The sequence below is a fragment of the Pseudomonas sp. 18058 genome (assembly GCF_902706155.1).
Taxonomy (GTDB): Bacteria; Pseudomonadota; Gammaproteobacteria; order Pseudomonadales; family Pseudomonadaceae; genus Aquipseudomonas; species Aquipseudomonas rustica.
The window spans coordinates 1-16,009 of sequence record NZ_CACSJY010000090.1 but is presented as its reverse complement, the minus strand read 5'-3'; the positions used below and the strand labels follow the sequence as shown (position 1 = coordinate 16,009).

Annotated in this window: 17 protein-coding genes and 1 pseudogene; 11 read left to right on the top strand and 7 right to left on the bottom strand. The window is 59.1% G+C overall.

Annotated features, from left to right (window positions below; translation table 11 throughout):
• Positions 1 to 118, top strand: a pseudogene (locus GVL50_RS29210) (IS110 family transposase); the annotation flags it as partial.
• Between the two features lie 102 nt (positions 119 to 220).
• Here GVL50_RS29210 and GVL50_RS27410 read toward each other — a convergent pair.
• Together GVL50_RS27410 and folE are read right to left on the bottom strand one after the other, a co-directional pair.
• Positions 221 to 592, bottom strand: a complete 372-nt coding sequence (locus GVL50_RS27410; protein ID WP_159815716.1) for a glutathione S-transferase N-terminal domain-containing protein — start codon at positions 590 to 592, stop codon at positions 221 to 223.
• A gap of 104 nt (positions 593 to 696) precedes the next feature.
• The gene (gene folE / locus GVL50_RS27405; protein WP_053118666.1) at positions 697 to 1,242 is read right to left on the bottom strand and encodes a GTP cyclohydrolase I FolE; all 546 of its coding nucleotides are present in this window, start codon (positions 1,240 to 1,242) and stop codon (positions 697 to 699) included.
• 357 nt (positions 1,243 to 1,599) lie between these two features.
• On the opposite strand from folE, the gene GVL50_RS27400 reads away from it, so the two are divergent.
• The 4 genes from GVL50_RS27400 (at position 1,600) to GVL50_RS27385 (ending at position 6,721) form a co-directional block, all read left to right on the top strand.
• Positions 1,600 to 2,157 (top strand): fimbrial protein, encoded by a 558-nt coding sequence (locus tag GVL50_RS27400; protein ID WP_212544305.1) that lies wholly within the window; start codon positions 1,600 to 1,602, stop codon positions 2,155 to 2,157.
• Between the two features lie 65 nt (positions 2,158 to 2,222).
• On the top strand, positions 2,223 to 2,963 hold the full coding sequence (locus tag GVL50_RS27395) for a fimbria/pilus periplasmic chaperone (protein ID WP_159815715.1): 741 nt from the start codon (positions 2,223 to 2,225) through the stop codon (positions 2,961 to 2,963).
• 101 nt (positions 2,964 to 3,064) lie between these two features.
• Positions 3,065 to 5,620 carry a fimbria/pilus outer membrane usher protein gene (locus GVL50_RS27390; protein ID WP_159815714.1) on the top strand — a complete coding sequence of 852 codons (2,556 nt, stop codon included), beginning with the start codon at positions 3,065 to 3,067 and terminating at the stop codon, positions 5,618 to 5,620.
• Between the two features lie 51 nt (positions 5,621 to 5,671).
• Positions 5,672 to 6,721 carry a fimbrial protein gene (locus tag GVL50_RS27385; protein WP_159815713.1) on the top strand — a complete coding sequence of 350 codons (1,050 nt, stop codon included), beginning with the start codon at positions 5,672 to 5,674 and terminating at the stop codon, positions 6,719 to 6,721.
• 22 nt (positions 6,722 to 6,743) lie between these two features.
• Here the strand turns inward: GVL50_RS27385 and GVL50_RS27380 are convergent, their stop codons facing one another.
• The 3 genes from GVL50_RS27380 to GVL50_RS27370 all read right to left on the bottom strand — a co-directional run bounded on the left by GVL50_RS27380 (position 6,744) and on the right by GVL50_RS27370 (position 8,417).
• Positions 6,744 to 7,301 carry a Smr/MutS family protein gene (locus tag GVL50_RS27380; RefSeq protein ID WP_159815712.1) on the bottom strand — a complete coding sequence of 186 codons (558 nt, stop codon included), beginning with the start codon at positions 7,299 to 7,301 and terminating at the stop codon, positions 6,744 to 6,746.
• Positions 7,302 to 7,374: 73 nt separating this feature from the next.
• On the bottom strand, positions 7,375 to 7,695 hold the full coding sequence (locus tag GVL50_RS27375; RefSeq protein WP_007914024.1) for a hypothetical protein: 321 nt from the start codon (positions 7,693 to 7,695) through the stop codon (positions 7,375 to 7,377).
• Between the two features lie 131 nt (positions 7,696 to 7,826).
• Positions 7,827 to 8,417 carry a cysteine hydrolase family protein gene (locus GVL50_RS27370; RefSeq protein ID WP_053118675.1) on the bottom strand — a complete coding sequence of 197 codons (591 nt, stop codon included), beginning with the start codon at positions 8,415 to 8,417 and terminating at the stop codon, positions 7,827 to 7,829.
• Between the two features lie 238 nt (positions 8,418 to 8,655).
• On the opposite strand from GVL50_RS27370, the gene prmB reads away from it, so the two are divergent.
• Positions 8,656 to 9,564 (top strand): 50S ribosomal protein L3 N(5)-glutamine methyltransferase, encoded by a 909-nt coding sequence (prmB, locus tag GVL50_RS27365; RefSeq protein ID WP_053118677.1) that lies wholly within the window; start codon positions 8,656 to 8,658, stop codon positions 9,562 to 9,564.
• A 172-nt stretch (positions 9,565 to 9,736) separates the two neighbouring features.
• Here prmB and GVL50_RS27360 read toward each other — a convergent pair whose 3' ends face one another.
• Positions 9,737 to 10,528 (bottom strand): hypothetical protein, encoded by a 792-nt coding sequence (locus tag GVL50_RS27360; protein ID WP_159815711.1) that lies wholly within the window; start codon positions 10,526 to 10,528, stop codon positions 9,737 to 9,739.
• Between the two features lie 98 nt (positions 10,529 to 10,626).
• Positions 10,627 to 11,580, bottom strand: coding sequence for an alpha/beta hydrolase (locus tag GVL50_RS27355; RefSeq protein ID WP_159815717.1), 954 nt, complete (start codon positions 11,578 to 11,580; stop codon positions 10,627 to 10,629).
• Positions 11,581 to 11,710: 130 nt separating this feature from the next.
• Here GVL50_RS27355 and aroC point away from each other — a divergent pair, with 130 nt between their 5' ends.
• The 5 genes from aroC to mtnC all read left to right on the top strand — a co-directional run bounded on the left by aroC (position 11,711) and on the right by mtnC (position 15,933).
• Positions 11,711 to 12,802: a chorismate synthase gene (aroC, locus tag GVL50_RS27350; protein ID WP_008080929.1), complete on the top strand. Its 1,092-nt coding sequence runs from the start codon at positions 11,711 to 11,713 to the stop codon at positions 12,800 to 12,802.
• 34 nt (positions 12,803 to 12,836) lie between these two features.
• Positions 12,837 to 13,982 (top strand): MFS transporter, encoded by a 1,146-nt coding sequence (locus GVL50_RS27345; protein ID WP_159815710.1) that lies wholly within the window; start codon positions 12,837 to 12,839, stop codon positions 13,980 to 13,982.
• The gene (locus GVL50_RS27340; RefSeq protein WP_008080933.1) at positions 13,979 to 14,605 is read left to right on the top strand and encodes a methylthioribulose 1-phosphate dehydratase; all 627 of its coding nucleotides are present in this window, start codon (positions 13,979 to 13,981) and stop codon (positions 14,603 to 14,605) included. Before GVL50_RS27345 ends, GVL50_RS27340 begins: the two co-directional genes overlap by 4 nt.
• Before the next feature lie 94 nt (positions 14,606 to 14,699).
• Complete coding sequence (locus GVL50_RS27335; protein ID WP_007914042.1) at positions 14,700 to 15,245, top strand: acireductone dioxygenase; 546 nt, start codon at positions 14,700 to 14,702, stop codon at positions 15,243 to 15,245.
• Positions 15,246 to 15,249: 4 nt separating this feature from the next.
• Positions 15,250 to 15,933, top strand: a complete 684-nt coding sequence (mtnC, locus tag GVL50_RS27330; RefSeq protein WP_159815709.1) for an acireductone synthase — start codon at positions 15,250 to 15,252, stop codon at positions 15,931 to 15,933.
• The last annotated feature ends 76 nt before the right edge of the window (positions 15,934 to 16,009 follow it).

Genomic DNA, 16,009 nt, shown 5'->3' with positions numbered 1-16,009 from the left:
TCATCGAAACAAGGGCAAGGCCACCACTGAAGCGCTGGTGATTTTGTCACGTAAACTCGCGCGTATTGCATACGCGCTGCTGAAGAGCGAGAAAGCATACGTCAGCAAAACTGCCTAAAAAACGTTGATCGCAACCATAGAATCTCCCACAGGGGAATGCATTTCAAATTGTGGGAGCGGGCTTGCTCGCGAAGGCGTCAGTCAGCACGACAAAAAAATATCAGACCGCAGCAAATCGCTTATCCAGATAATCAATAATCACCTTCGACTCATACATCCACGTCGTCTGCCCATTCTCTTCAATGCGCAGGCAAGGCACTTTGATCCGGCCGCCCTGTTCCAGCAGCGCTTGACGATCCTGCTCATTGTTCTTCGCATCCTTCAACGCCACCGGCACATTCAGGCGACGCAACGTACGGCGGGTTTTCACGCAGAACGGGCAGGCGTGAAACTGATACAGGGTCAGATCCTTCGCGGCGGCATCTACCTGAGCCTGAGCAGCGGCGGGGCGCTTTTTCTTACCCGGACGGGTGAGGAAGTCGATGAAGATAACCAGTTGGCCGAGGCCGACACGAAGCGCTTTGACGAACACGTTGAAAGCCTCACGGTGCAGATTGAGAAAGGCGCGCAGCTTACCCGATTTTTCACGGGCGAAAAAAAACCGGCGATGAATGCCGGTTTTTTTCGTGCGGCGCGTTACTTGATCAGGCTGAGAAACTCGCTGCGGGTGGCAGCGTTCTCACGGAACTCACCGAGCATCACCGAAGTGATCATCGACGAATTCTGCTTCTCGACACCGCGCATCATCATGCACATGTGCTTGGCCTCGATCACCACGGCAACGCCCAGTGCACCGGTTACTTGCATGATGGCGTCGGCGATCTGGCGGCTGAGGTTTTCCTGAATCTGCAGACGACGCGCGTACATGTCGACGATGCGCGCGACCTTCGACAGGCCCAGCACTTTGCCGCTCGGGATGTACGCAACGTGAGCCTTGCCGATGAACGGCAGCATGTGGTGTTCGCACAACGAGTACAGCTCGATGTCCTTGACCAGCACCATTTCGCTGTTGTCGGAGCTGAACAGGGCACCGTTGGTGACCTCTTCAAGCGTTTGTTCATAACCGCGGCAGAGGTACTGCATGGCTTTGGCGGCACGCTTCGGCGTGTCGAGCAGGCCCTCGCGGGAGACGTCCTCGCCCAGTTGGCCGAGAATCGCGGTGTAGTTCTGTTCCAGTGTCACAGAGGCTGATTCCATAAGGGTTTCAGAGGGGTACTGTTTTGTGTCTGTACCAATTGTGTGCCAAGCAGCTGTTTCAGGCTGAATGACAATAAACGCAGGGTTCATACCCGCCATGGCGCACATGGTAGCGTAAGTGTGTCGGCAGTTGTATGGCCGGTGGGCGCGAAGGGCCAATTCTGGCCGCGTATGCGCATGCTGGAAGTTTACTCAATTCCACATTTTCTTTCTGGGAATAGGAAATTTCCTACAGTGTTCTTGGGCGTTCCTCGGCAAAGTTTCTCCCCTCGAAAACATCGAGATGTCTGCCGCTAGCAAGTTTTGACGGCAGAGGGGACTGACTGACAGGAATTCAACCCAATGAAAAACACTGCAATGAGCGCGAAAATCTACATGGTCGGTTTACTGGCTGGTGCTGGTCTTTTAGCCGCGTCGGGCGCCTCTGCGGCGGACGGCACCATCACCATTCAAGGTCAGGTAACGGATGCTTCCTGCTTGATCGCCGTGGACGGTGGCACCGGCGACTCCACAATCACCTTGCCGGCGGTTTCCAAAAGCGCTCTCGCGACTCCGGGCGACACCGCCGGTGCCAAAGGTTTCACTATGCAACTCAGTGGTTGCCCAACCACTGGCAGCGTTCGCGCCGCGTTTGCGCCACTGAACGTGGATCCGGCCACTGGCTATCTGCAAAACACCGCCTCGGTGAGTGCTGCCACAAACGTCCAGGTGCAAGTGCTTGATGGCGCGGCAACCCCCATCGACCTGCGCGATAACACCGGCAACAGCTACGTGCCGTTCGTGGATCAGGGCGGTGCCGGTGTGGCTGATCTCAACTATGCCGCGCGCTACGTGGCAACGGGCATTGCGACGGCGGGCCAGGTCGATACCCAGTTGGTTTACACCCTGGACTATCAGTAAAGACACGTGGGCAGCCAGCCGCGGTTATCCGCGCAACTGCCTGCCCGGCGCCTGTGGAAAAAACCATGAAGACCACTCTGACACACCTGCTCAAAGGCCTTTTGCTCAGCGCGCTACTGGGATCGAATGTCGCGCTGGCAAGCGTACAGGTCGCCGGCACCCGTTTTGTCTACCCGACGGCAGAGCGTGAAATCACTGTTGGCCTGACCAACAGCGGCAGCCAGCCAGCGCTGGTGCAAACCTGGCTGGATATGGGCGATCCCGCGTCGACTCCGGGCGCGCAAAAGCTGCCCTTTGTGATCGTGCCGCCGCTCATGCGTATTGAGCCGGGCAAGGGCCAGACATTGCGCATTGCTTACATCGGCGGTGATGTACCCACGGATCGTGAGTCGGTGTACTGGCTCAATGTGCTCGAAGTGCCGCCAAAATCGGCGAGCGCGCCAGGGCAAAACGTCATGCAGATCGCCTTTCGCTCACGCCTGAAATTATTCCTGCGACCTTCGGACTTACCGGGCAGTCCGGAAAAAGCCGCCGAGCAAGTGACCTGGGAAGTGGTGTACGCGGCGCAAGGTTACGTGCTGCGCGCGCACAACAAGGCTCGTTACAACATCAGCTTCAGTGAAGTGGCGCTCAACGCCGGCGGCCAGCGTTACGCCAATATCGACGGCGGCATGGTCGGACCGAGTGGCACCTTTGATTTCCCCTTGAAGGGCCTGCGCTCAAACGTGGCGAGTGGCGAAGTCGACAGTCGATGGATCAGTGACTACGGCAATGCCAACGCCCAACGGTACAGCCTCGGCCAGTGACCGCTGTGCGCGGTTATCGAGGAAAATTTTCTACATCACGTGAGCGCCGGCAAAACGGATCTGCCTGAACGCTGACTTGATCGAAAAGCATTGAGTTCGCCATGACTGATTTGTATCGACTGCATTCGGCAGTCGGGAAGCATTTTGCTGTGCGCAAGAAGCGTTTGCAGACGGCTGTTCTACAAGCGTTGACGTTGTTGATAGGCGGCGCAAGTGGCGCGGTTTTCGCAGGCACCGAGCCGGCTGACGTCACCTTTGACAGTACGTTTTTGCAAGGCTATGGCCAGAATCTCGATCTGTCGCGCTACGCCCGGGCCGGCATGGTGCCCGCCGGTGAATATCGACTGCAGGTGACGGTCAATGGCAAGGATCAAATGAGTCAGACCGTGCGCGTGGTCGCCGCCGGGAAGAATGCATCACGCTTTTGCTTTCGCGCTGCTGACGTCGAGCGTTGGGGCGTGAGAGTGAACAAACTGCCGGATCAGGAGCAGGTCGCCAAGACCCTCGCCAGCGATTGCGTAGAAGTACAGGCGCTGATTCCCGGTGCTTCCTTTCGTATGGACATGGCCAGTCTGCAAGGCGATCTGAGTATCCCGCAGGCCTACGCCGGGCGAGTGAGGCGCGGTTACGTCGATCCTTCAGAATGGGATTCGGGCGTCACCGCCGGTTTTGTCACTTACAACGCCAACGCCTTCGAAAACCAGAACAGCGTCGGCGACGACAGCAGCAGTTTCAGTCTCGGTGTGAACAGCGGTTTCAACATTGCCGACTGGCGATTGCGCCATAACGGCAATTTCAACTACGACGACGATGCCGGCAGCACGTACAGCGCCACCAACAGCTATGCACAGCACGATGTCTCGTCGATGAAAGCGCAGTTCACTTTGGGCGAATATTTCACCCCCGGCGACAGCTTCGACAGTGTGCCTTTCACCGGTGTGCAACTGGCCAGCGACGACAGCATGCTGCCGGAAAGCGAGCGCGGGTTCGCACCCATTGTCCGTGGTATCGCCGACACCAACGCCAAAGTCACCATTCGCCAGGCCGGGCGGATCATCCACGAAGTCACCGTGGCTCCCGGCGCCTTCGTCATCGACGATTTGTACGCCACCGGGTATGCCGGTGATCTCGACGTAACCGTCACCGAGGCCGATGGCCGGCAGAAAACCTTCACGGTTGCGTTTGCTTCGGTGGTGCAAATGCTGCGTCCCGGCTCATCGCGTTTCAGCCTGACCGTGGGGCGTTACCGCGATGACAACCTCGACGACCAGTTGCGTTTCACCCAAGGCACCTACCGCCGAGGCATATCCAACCTGCTGACCTTGTACGGCGGCGGAATTCTGGCCGAAGACTACGGCTCGCTGATCACCGGTGCCGCAGTCGGTACGCCGATTGGTGCGATCGCGTTTGATGCCTCGTTCTCGAGGGCCTCAGGTTTGCCGCAAATTACCACCGATGAAGGCTCCGGTGATTCGAGCGGGCGCAGTTACCGCATCAGTTACAGCAAACTGATCGATGAAACCCGCACCAATTTCGCCTTGGCTGCCTACCGATTTTCCAGTGAGGGGTATCTGGGGCTCAGCACGTTTGCTCACTTGCACGAAGGCGATCCAACCCAGGCCTATCTCGAGCGCAACCGTTTCCAGGTCAGCGTCAGCCAGCCGATGGGTGAAGTGGGTGACTTCTATGTGAACGGTGTGTCGAGCAGTTATTGGGATGGCCGCGCCGACTCCACCACGTATCAGGTGGGCTACAGCAAGAGTTTCAACTGGGGCAGCCTGAGCGTGTCGGCCGGTCGCGAGTTCCAGGACGACGAAAGCAACGACACCTATCTGCTCAGCTTGAGTGTTCCGCTGGGTTCCGGCTCACGACGTCCGACCTTGAGCACAACTGCCTCTTATGACGGCGACAACAACAGCACGGTGCGTACAAACGTCACTGGCACGGCCGGCGAGCGCAATCAGGCCAACTATGGCGTGTACGCCAGTCGCTCCAGCAGCGATGACGATTCCACGCACAGTTACGGCGGCAACGTGCAGTACCGCTCCTCGATAGCGCAGGTCGGGGCGAGCGTCAGTCGCGGCGAAGATTTTACCCAATACACCGGTTCGGCCAGCGGTACCGTTGTTGCCCACTCCGGCGGCATCGTTTTCAGTCCCGAACAGGGCGAGACCATGGCATTGATTGAAGCCAGAGGCGCCGGCGGGGCGAGTGTGGCCAACGGTCAGGGCAACGCGCTCGATGACGATGGCCAGGCACTGACAGCGGGGCTGGTGCCGTATCGCAACAACAATGTCGGAATCAACCCGAAAGGCTTGCCCGTCGACGTTGAACTGGAGAACACCCAGCAACAAGTCGCGCCGCGCCGGGGTGCGATCGTGCGGCTGGATTACCCGACGATCATCGGCAAACCGCTGTTGCTGCAACTGGACAATAACGCGGACGTGCCTTTCGGGGCGCAGGTAGTGGACGCGGACGGTAAGCAGATTGCGTTGGTCGGGCAGGGCGGTTTGATCTTCGTGCGCGGTGAGCACCAAGGTTTGAAAGCGGTCTGGGGAGAGGATTCAGGGCAGTCATGCCTGTTGCGTTTTGACCCGGCAACCGGGGCAGAGGATCAGTTGTATCAGCAGGTCGACGCCACGTGTGTTCATGGCTGAGTCGTTGGCTGAAGTTGCTCTTCCATTCGAATTATCAGAGAGTCCTTAATCATGCTGGATAGAAAAAATAATCAACATTTAATCGCATGGATTTTTTCTTGTTTGATGTCGCTATTTTCGGTTTCTGCCAATGCATGGGATCAGCCACATGACAACTGTTCTACGGCGGAGCTTCCAACAAGACTGGGGTTTCAGGCAAAAAGCTGGAGCGCTCTGCCCATCGGATCAGTCATTCCCGGGTCTGATAACTCTACTTCGTTGCATATTCAATGCAGCAGTAAATCAGATGCCGACACTGGCTGTGAAGGTGGTGGTGGCTGGTCGTTGGCGGGCAGAGGCTTTTCGCTAACCGCTACTCAGTTCGCCAATACCTATACCTATGCCGGTTTGAACGATGGAATCGGCTTCCAATTTTTAGGAAGCGATGGCACACCAGTGCCCATACTCTATCAAGGCGCCACTGCAGTATTTATCATCAGTCCGGATACACCTGTCGACGGCTTACAAGCAGTAACGCTTCGTTACCGTTTGATCAAAATAAAGCCTGTAGTAGCTGAAGGCACTACAGTGACCCCAAACTTCTCCGTGGGTTGTCAGCATGCGGAGTGGGCAAACAACAATGAGACCAGTAGTTATATTTCCTACGGTGCCAATATAACGCGAGTGACCAGCACCTGCGTTCCAGTGGTTTCTAATACATCCGTCATATTGCCTGCCGTTTCGCGCACCAGTTTCAATGGTGTAGGCAGTGTTGCGAGACGTACGGCCTTCAACCTGGGCTTCCAATGCGATCCAAATGCCCATGCGGTTGTGGCACTCACGGATGGTTCCACACCGGGTACCACCGGGTCTGTCGTTACGCCGAACACCGGTTCAACAGCGAAGGGCATTGGCGTGCAGTTACTATCCGATGGCGTACCCATCGAAATGACGCCGAATGAATTGTTCTCGGTCGGCGGAACGCATTTGACCCTCGATTCCGAGCCCGGCGCGAGCCAGGTCATTAACCTGCCGTTGGCCGTCGAGTATGTACAAAGCGCTGCGCCGATCACCTCGGGAACGGTCGAGGCTTCGGTGCTGGTCAACATTGCCTATCAATAAACGGCGTGATGCGCGGTTCGCGTTACTCGTCGCGACCTTCCATCATCGTGCGTTTGAGCATCACGTACACCGCACCGGCGCCGCCATGTTTGGCCTGACACGAGCAGAACCCCAGCACCTGTGCATGCTGACGCAGCCAGGTGTTGACGTGGCTTTTGATCATCGGGCGTTTGCCGTCAAGCCGCACGGCTTTGCCATGAGTGACGCGGACGCAGCGGATTTCAAATTTGGTCGCTTCGGCAAGAAAAGCCCAAAGGGTTTCGCGGGCCTTTTCTACGCTCATGCCATGCAGATCGAGGCTGCCTTCAAACGGAATCTGACCGACCTTGAGCTTGCGCATCTGACTTTCCTGCACGCCGTCGCGCGACCACATCAGCTCGTCTTCCGGGCCGACATCGATCACGAACTGGTCGGACAGACCATCGACGGTGGTGGCGTCGGTGCGCACGGTGGCGGACTGGCGCAGCTTGGCGATTTGCGCGCGGTCAGTCTTGGGCTTGCCGGTGTCGGCGCGGTCGTGCTTGATCGGCTTGACGCCGCGCAGCTCGTTTTTGAACAGGGAAAAATCGTCGTCTTGCATGTCAGCCTCCGCGAAGGGCGGCCAGTTTACCCAAGTCGAAACAAAACGGCCCGGCAAAAAGCCAGGCCATTGTTCAATCGTGTTTTTTCATCAGGTGCGGGGACATGTTCAGTTCCCGCGATTGCCGTGCGCGACGGCGGCAGCGGCGCCAGAGGGCGACACCGAAATACAGAAACAGCAAACCGACCGCCAGAATGATTGCCGAACCCATCGGCGTGGCATTCAAATCACCGAGCGCCGGCGGGCGCCCCAGCAGGCTGGCGGCACCGGCCATCGCCAGCAGCACCCCGAACGTCGCCAGAATGGCAGCGATCGCAGCGCCGAATCGAAAACGCCAGTTACTTTGGCCTTTGGGCCGCAAGCGGCGAGCGTCAAATCCATCGGATAACTTCATTCCGACCTTCCTCAATGGTATCGGCCCTTCGACCGGGAGTTGACGATGTTGTTCCTGAGGCTAAGGCAATTGCGGCAAATGAGAGGGTTTTGCGGATGAGCGGCCATACGCGCCGCTCATCTGAGCTCGAATCAGATCAGATCCTGAGTCAAGGCGAGGGTGGCGAAGTTGTCGGCCATGATCGCCATTTCGGCTTCTTGTACCAGTTCAGCGCTGAGCACACGGCCCTTGAACGGCAGGTCACGGGTGGCGCAGGCATCTTCAACCAAAGTGCAGCGGAAACCCAGGTTCTTCGCGGCGCGCACCGTGGTGCTGACGCTGGAGTGGCTCATGAAACCGCAAACGATCAGATCCAGCGAACCAAGGTTTTGCAGACGATCGAGCAACTCGGTGCCGTGGAACGCGCTCGGCAGCAGTTTGCCGATGATGGTTTCGTCGCCCTGCGGTTCGAGGCCCGGGATGAACTCACCGCGCTCGCCTTGCGGGTCGAACAGACCACCAACGGTGCCGAGGTGACGCACGTGCACGATCGGCCGACCGGCTGCACGGGCTGCGGCAACCACTTGTTTGATGTTCGCGACGGCCGCGTCCATGCCGCTCAGGGCCAGCGGGCCACTGAGGTATTCCTTCTGGGCATCGATGATGACCACGGTGGCATGGCTCAGAGTGGCCGCTGCGTAGCCGCGGCCGCTGAGTTGAAACATCGTTTTTGGAACGGACATTCTGGGGCTCCTTGGGGTGGGGCTTTTGCGGCATTGTCCTCTGGCTGAGCGATTCTGTGAATCGCTACCATCGTAGGCACCGTCGATTGTGGCCTGCAGCCCCGTCACGTTACACGTTCTGTTCAATGGCTGATGCAAAAAAAAGAAAACTCCTACCGTCGCTCGAAGTTTTTCCTGCGTCGTCGTTAGGCGTTTTGGCTGGTAGAATCGCCAGTCGTTTTTTCTGGAGTTCTGCCCCGTGATCACTTCCCGACTTCGTACCCTGCGCGACCACATCCGTTGGGCCGTCAGCCGCTTCCATGGGGAGGATCTGTTTTTCGGTCATGGCACCGACAATGCGTGGGACGAAGCCCGCCAGTTAGTACTCGGTGCTTTGCACCTGCCATGGGAAATCGCCGACAGCTACCTTGATTGCGCGCTGGAAGACGACGAACTGGTCAACCTGCAGCGCCTGCTCAAGCGCCGCATCGAAGAACGCATTCCCACAGCGTACCTGTTGGGGGAAGCGTGGTTCTGCGGCATGTCGTTCATTGTCGACGAGCGTGTGTTGATTCCGCGTTCGCCGATTGGCGAACTGATCGAAAACCGCTTCGCGCCGTGGATCGGCACCGAGCCTGCGCGCATTCTCGACCTGTGCACCGGCTCCGGTTGCATCGGCATTGCCTGCGCCTACGAGTTCCAGAACGCCGAAGTGGTGTTGGCCGATCTGTCGTTCGAAGCGCTCGAAGTGGCCAATCAGAACATTGAGCGCCACGGCGTCGATGAGCGCGTGTACACGGTGCAGGGCGATGGTTTTGATGGCTTGCCGGGTCAGCGTTTCGACCTGATCGTGTCGAACCCGCCTTATGTCGATGCGGAAGACTTCGCCGACATGCCGGATGAGTATCAGCATGAGCCTGAGCTAGGTCTGGCCTGCGGTGATGATGGCTTGAATCTGGTTCGGCGGATGCTGGCTGAAGCGGCGGATCACCTGACCGAGAAGGGCTTGCTGATCGTGGAAGTGGGCAACAGCCAGGTGCACGTGGACGCGTTGTACCCGGAAGTCGATTTCGCCTGGCTGGACTTCCAGCGCGGCGGGCATGGCGTGTTCATGTTGACCGCAGAACAATGCCGCAACCACCAGGCCCTGTTCGCTTCCCGCGTCTAATCGAGACCGATCGTTCCCACGCTCTGCGTGGGAACGTCTCAATGGACGCTCCGTGTCCGCTGTTGGGACGCGGAGCGTCCCGGGCTGCGTTCCCACGCGGAGCGTGGGGACGATCAAGCAGGGTGTACACCGATCCCAATGTAGGAGCTGCCGCAGGCTGCGATCTTTTGATCTACCGGTGCGTCGCAATCCAGATCAACAACCCCGCCTGAAACACCGCAAACGCCACCAGACAAGTAATGGTAAAGCGCAACCCGGCGTCTTCACGCTTGAACTTGCCGACTTTCTCTTCCTGCTTCTTCAGCTTCACTTCCTGCTCAGCGAGATTCTGCTCAGCCTGCTGGAGCATCTGCGCCGCTTCAAGAATCTCGACGATCTGCAGCTTTTCGCTGTTCCAGTCGCCGAGCAAATCGCCGACCTGCACTTCCTTGACGCTGCCCTTCAAATGCTGGGCATCGGCGTAGACCACATCAAGGCCGTGCACGCGCAGGAAATGATCGCGACGCAGGCGCGTGTCTTCGTTCAGCGCGTCTTTGTTGTTCAAATCCATGCCGTCGACGGTGTAGGTCGGCCAGCGCTTCTTCGCCCAATTGATGCCTTGCGCGGCCATGTAACGGCCGATGCCACGGTTCAACGGTTCGATCTGCAAACCGCTGTCCGGGCCGAAATGCACACGCTTGGTCGCGTGATCAACCCACACATCCAGTTGGTTCTGCTCTTTGCGCACCCGCTGGCCCGGCAGTTTGATCGCCATGCGCATCAGGCTGGTTTCTTTGCTGTTGCGCTCGGCGTAACCGAATTCGACAAAGCGCAGCGGCCGCCCGCCGGTATTGCGGTCGGTCTGCAGCGGGGCCAGGCGGAGCATCTTGTGGTGCTCGACGTGGACGTCCGCCCACGGCAGCTCGGCCGCTGGCGGTGCGTCTTTTTCAGCGGCGGTGTCGGGTGAAGTCTGGGTATCAGTCATAACGGCGAGATCCTGTCCAAGCCCTGCTTGTCGCCAGCCGTTGCGCTGGCGACAAAGGCTTATCGGCCGTTTTTTGTGGTACTGGAGGGCAAAAGCGTTTAACGGGTGCGAAGTCCGTCAACAAAACTGAGGATTGTCGCGCCTAACTCGGCCGCGAGTGGCAAGTTTGGATCCTTGTAGGAGGCCAATTGCCGCTTCATGTCGTTATGCACAATGCGCAGCACATGGTTCATGCCCTCGATCACCACCAGTTCGGCATCCGGTTTGGCAGCCTTGAGCCGCTTGGCGTCGTTAACGCTGACCTGAATATCGTTCGTGCCCTGAATGATCAGCGCCGGCATTTTCAATTGCGCGAAGTCTTGCGCCGGATCCTGACGGAACAGCGAAATCAGATAGGGCTGCACGCTCGGGCGGAAGATGACCTGCAACGGCTGCGGCACGTTGTCATCGTTGCGACCGGCCTTGAGGCTGTCGAGCAGTTCGTTACTGCGCAGCATCAACGCCGGCGGCAGGCTCCGTGCCAGTTGTTCACGAATCACTTGATCGACCGGTCGGGCACTCCCCGACAGAGAAATCACCGCCGCCGCATCGACTTTCGGCGCGGCGAGGCTGGCGATCAACGCGCCTTCACTGTGACCGAGCAGAATCAGCGGACCGAAGCGCGGATCAGCCTTGAGCTTCTGTCCCCACGCCACGGCATCGGCGGCATAAGATTCGATCGACAAATTGCGCTCGTCGGGCGTCGCCGGCAGGCTCGCGGCCACTCCACGTTTGTCGTAACGCACGCTGGCGATGTTGTGTTTGGCCAGCACCCACGCCAGCCGTTTAAGGCTGTCGTTGCGCCCGCCGTCGGGGTTGTTTCCGTCGCGGTCTGTAGGGCCGGAGCCGGAAATGATCAGGACAACCGGCACAGGCTTGTCAGACTTTGGCAGCAACAGCGAGCCGAAAAGTTCGCCGCTGCCGGTATCCAGAGTGACCGGGCGTTGTAAGACCGTCGCTTGGGCAAAGCCCGTAAACAAGGTAAGACTCAAGAGCAAAACTCGCAGCATCATCACGCCATCATTGGTCAAGGTGCCGGTTGGACTCGCCAACACCGCTAAGGTTCGAGGATGAACTACTCGGTTAGCCTGCGTATACTGGCGCGCATCACGAATTTGGGTTTGATTTCACGGAGCGTCCTGCATGTCCGGCAATACCTACGGCAAGTTGTTCACTGTCACCACCGCTGGCGAAAGCCATGGTCCGGCGTTGGTCGCCATTGTCGACGGCTGCCCGCCGGGCCTGGAGATCTCCCTCGAAGACCTGCAGCGCGACCTTGATCGCCGCAAGCCCGGCACCAGCCGCCACACCACCCAGCGTCAGGAAGCCGACGAAGTCGAAATCCTTTCCGGCGTGTTCGAAGGGCGCACCACCGGTTGCTCGATCGGCCTGCTGATCCGCAACACCGACCAGAAGTCCAAGGACTACTCGGCGATCAAGGATCTGTTCCGCCCGGCCCACGCCGACTACACCTATCACCATAAATACGGCGAGCGCGACTACCGTGGCGGTGGCCGCAGCTCGGCGCGCGAAACCGCGATGCGCGTGGCAGCGGGTGCAATCGCGAAGAAATACCTGGCCAGCCAAGGCATCGTCATCCGTGGCTACATGAGCCAGCTCGGCCCGATCGAAATCCCGTTCAAGACCTGGGATTCGGTGGAAGAGAACGCCTTCTTCAGCCCCGATCCGGACAAAGTCCCGGAGCTGGAGGCCTACATGGATCAGTTGCGCCGCGACCAGGACTCGGTCGGGGCGAAGATCACCGTCGTTGCCGAAGGCGTGATGCCGGGTCTCGGCGAGCCGATTTTCGACCGTCTCGACGCTGAACTGGCCCACGCGCTGATGAGCATCAACGCGGTCAAAGGCGTGGAAATTGGCGCCGGTTTCGCCTCGGTCGCCCAACGCGGCACCGAACACCGTGATGAAATGACCCCGCAAGGTTTTCTCAGCAACAATGCCGGCGGCATTCTCGGTGGTATTTCTTCCGGTCAGCCGATCGTTGCCCATCTGGCCTTGAAGCCGACGTCGAGCATCACCACCCCGGGCCGTTCGATCGATATCCACGGCAACCCGGTCGACGTCATCACCAAGGGCCGTCACGACCCGTGCGTCGGCATCCGCGCCACGCCGATTGCCGAAGCAATGATGGCCATCGTGTTGATGGATCATCTGCTGCGCCACCGTGGCCAGAACGCCGATGTGCGCGTGAGCACGCCGGTGCTGGGTCAGCTTTAATGGCAGGCCTTGAAGCCGTCGCGGCATAACTGGCGTGGCGGCGCTCCCTTACTGGCGGCTGTCCAGTTTCTATCTGTTCTATTTCGCCTTGCTCGGTTCGACAGCGCCGTTTCTGGCGCTGTACTTCGATCACCTCGGCTTCAGCCCGGCGCGGATCGGTGAACTGGTGGCCATCCCGATGCTGATGCGCTGCGTGGCGCCCAACATCTGGGGCTGGCTCGGCGACTACACCGGCAAACGCCTGGCCATCGTGCGCTTCGGCGCCGTGTGTACGCTGCTGACGTTCTCACTGATTTTCGTCAGCAAAACCTACGCCTGGCTGGCAATGGTCATGGCGCTGCACGCATTCTTCTGGCACGCGGTGCTGCCGCAGTTCGAAGTCATCACCCTCGCGCATTTGCAGGGGCAGACCTCGCGTTACAGCCAGATTCGCCTGTGGGGGTCGATCGGCTTCATCATCACCGTGGTCGTGCTCGGTCGTCTGTTCGAATGGCTCAGCCTCGACATCTACCCGGCGGCGCTGGTGCTGATCATGGCCGGCATCGTCCTCAGCAGTCTGTGGGTGCCGAACGCGCAACCGCCGCAAGGCAATCGGCCGAGCGGCGAGGGTTTCCTCAAACAACTGCGCAATCCCGGCGTGCTGGCGTTTTATGGTTGCGTGGCGCTGATGCAAATGAGCCACGGCCCGTATTACACCTTTCTGACCTTGCACCTTGAACGGCTTGGTTATACGCGCGGCACCATCGGCATGCTCTGGGCCGTGGGTGTCGTCGCCGAGGTGCTGATGTTTATGGCGATGAGCCGGATTCTTGCGCGGTTTTCTCTGCGTCGGGTGTTGATGGCGAGTTTTCTGCTGGCGGCGCTGCGCTGGTTGCTGCTAGGTTCGTTCGCCGAGTTTCTCTGGGTGCTGTTGTTCGCGCAGGTTCTGCACGCGGCGACCTTCGGCAGTTTTCACGCCGCTGCCATCGCTTTCGTGCAACGTAGCTTCGGTGCGCGCCAGCAAGGGCAGGGCCAGGCGCTGTATGCGGCGCTGGCCGGCACCGGCGGCGCGATGGGCGCGTTGTATTCCGGTTACAGCTGGAATGCCCTCGGCGCAACATTGACCTTTAGTATTGCCAGTCTCGCGGCGCTCGCCGCTGCCGTTATCATTGCCACACGTATGCAAGAGGACAGGCCATGAGCCTTACGCGTGAACAGCTCGCCCAGCAAATCGTCGACGCCGGGCGTTTTCTTTATGGTCGCGGCTGGTCGCCGGCCACCAGCAGCAATTACTCGACGCGCCTGTCGCCGAGTGAAGCGCTGCTGACGGTGTCGGGCAAGCACAAGGGCCAGTTGGGTCTGGACGATGTGCTCGCCACCGACCTTTCCGGCAACAGTCTGGAGCCGGGCAAAAAACCGTCCGCCGAAACCCTGCTGCACACTCAGCTGTATAGCTGGCGGCCGGAGATCGGCGCGGTGCTGCACACCCATTCGGTCAACGCCACGGTGCTGTCGCGCCTGACCCCGGAAGACTTTATCGAGTTCGAAGATTACGAACTGCAAAAAGCCTTCAGCGGTGTTTCGACCCACGAATCGCGGGTGCGCGTGCCGATTTTCGACAACGACCAAGACATTGCGCGCCTCGCCGCCAAGGTGCAGCCTTGGCTCGACGCCCACCCTGATTGCGTCGGCTATCTGATTCGCGGCCACGGCCTCTACACCTGGGGCGCGCAGATGAACGACGCGCTGCGCCAGATCGAGGCCTTTGAATTTCTGTTTGAATGCGAGTTGAAAACCCGCAGCGTCATGAACCGCCAAGGCTGACTTCACCAGAAGTAGCCCATTTGCCTGATGAAATGCTGTGCCCGACCGGTCTGCAAGAACCGGACGGCAAGGCCGATACCGAGGAATTGCCCCAATGAGCAGCCTGTCCGTCTATCACGTCTCCAGCCCCGACATTCCCAACAAAGTGCTGACCCACTTTGAAGACATCGCCTCGACCCTGGCCGAGCAGGGCGTGCGCTTCGACCGCTGGCAAGCCGCCGCCAAGATCCAGCCCGGCGCTACCCAGGAAGAAGTGATCAGCGCTTATAAAGAGCAGATCGACAAACTGATGACCGAACGCGGTTACATCACCGTCGACGTCATCAGCCTGAACAGCGATCACCCGCAAAAAGCCGAATTGCGCGCCAAGTTCCTCGAAGAACATCGCCATGGCGAAGACGAAGTACGATTTTTCGTCGCCGGCCGTGGGCTGTTTACCCTGCACATCGACGATTACGTCTACGCCGTACTCTGCGAGAAGAATGATCTGATCTCGGTACCGGCCGGCACCAAACACTGGTTCGACATGGGCGAGCATCCGCACTTTGTCGCGATCCGCCTGTTCAACAACCCTGAAGGCTGGGTTGCCAACTTCACCGGCGAAGACATCGCCGGCCGTTTCCCGCGACTGGAGGACTGATTCGATGTCGATCAAAGCCATTGTCACTGACATCGAAGGCACCACCAGCGCGGTGAGTTTCGTCTTCGACGTGCTGTTTCCGTACGCGGCCAAACACCTGCCTGACTTTGTGCGGCAGAACGCCGATCGTGCCGATGTCGCCGAGCAACTCAACGCCGTGCGCCGTGACAGCAATGCGCCGCAGGCCGATGTTGAGCGGGTCGTTGAAATTCTGCTGAGCTGGATCGAGGAAGACCGCAAAGCCACGCCGCTCAAGGCTTTGCAAGGCATGGTCTGGGCGCAGGGTTATCACGCTGGGCAGTTGAAAGGGCACGTTTACCCGGACGCGGTTGAAGCGCTGCAACGCTGGCACGCGGCGGGTTATCAACTGTTTGTGTATTCGTCGGGTTCGATTCAGGCGCAGAAGCTGATTTTCGGCTGTTCCGAGGCGGGGGATTTGACGCCGCTGTTCAGCGGGTATTTCGACACCACGTCGGGGCCCAAGCGTGAGGCGCAGTCTTACACCAACATTCAGCAAGCCATCGGCGTCGCGCCCGAGGAAATTTTATTCCTCTCGGACATCGTCGAAGAACTCGACGCCGCACAAGCCGCCGGCCTGCAAACCTGCGGCCTGGCCCGCGAAGGCGGCGAGCTGGGCAACCACATCACCGTCGACACCTTCACCGGAATAGAACCCGAAGCCTTCTAACCACACGCGATCCAAAATGTGGGAGCGGGCTTGCTCGCGAAAGCGGTGTATCAGTTAGAAATTGTTTATCTGACAC

Bases quoted from the DNA above. Each gene is read 5' to 3' on its own strand.
- mtnC (WP_159815709.1), top strand. From the start codon at position 15,250: ATGTCGATCAAAGCCATTGTCACTGACATCGAAGGCACCACCAGCGCG.
- GVL50_RS27385 (WP_159815713.1), top strand. From the start codon at position 5,672: ATGCTGGATAGAAAAAATAATCAACATTTAATCGCATGGATTTTTTCT.
- aroC (WP_008080929.1), top strand. From the start codon at position 11,711: ATGTCCGGCAATACCTACGGCAAGTTGTTCACTGTCACCACCGCTGGC.
- GVL50_RS27375 (WP_007914024.1), bottom strand. From the start codon at position 7,695: ATGAAGTTATCCGATGGATTTGACGCTCGCCGCTTGCGGCCCAAAGGC.
- GVL50_RS27340 (WP_008080933.1), top strand. From the start codon at position 13,979: ATGAGCCTTACGCGTGAACAGCTCGCCCAGCAAATCGTCGACGCCGGG.
- GVL50_RS27360 (WP_159815711.1), bottom strand. From the start codon at position 10,528: ATGACTGATACCCAGACTTCACCCGACACCGCCGCTGAAAAAGACGCA.
- GVL50_RS27355 (WP_159815717.1), bottom strand. From the start codon at position 11,580: ATGATGCTGCGAGTTTTGCTCTTGAGTCTTACCTTGTTTACGGGCTTT.
- GVL50_RS27395 (WP_159815715.1), top strand. From the start codon at position 2,223: ATGAAGACCACTCTGACACACCTGCTCAAAGGCCTTTTGCTCAGCGCG.
- GVL50_RS27335 (WP_007914042.1), top strand. From the start codon at position 14,700: ATGAGCAGCCTGTCCGTCTATCACGTCTCCAGCCCCGACATTCCCAAC.
- GVL50_RS27380 (WP_159815712.1), bottom strand. From the start codon at position 7,301: ATGCAAGACGACGATTTTTCCCTGTTCAAAAACGAGCTGCGCGGCGTC.
- GVL50_RS27400 (WP_212544305.1), top strand. From the start codon at position 1,600: ATGAAAAACACTGCAATGAGCGCGAAAATCTACATGGTCGGTTTACTG.
- GVL50_RS27370 (WP_053118675.1), bottom strand. From the start codon at position 8,417: ATGTCCGTTCCAAAAACGATGTTTCAACTCAGCGGCCGCGGCTACGCA.
- GVL50_RS27390 (WP_159815714.1), top strand. From the start codon at position 3,065: ATGACTGATTTGTATCGACTGCATTCGGCAGTCGGGAAGCATTTTGCT.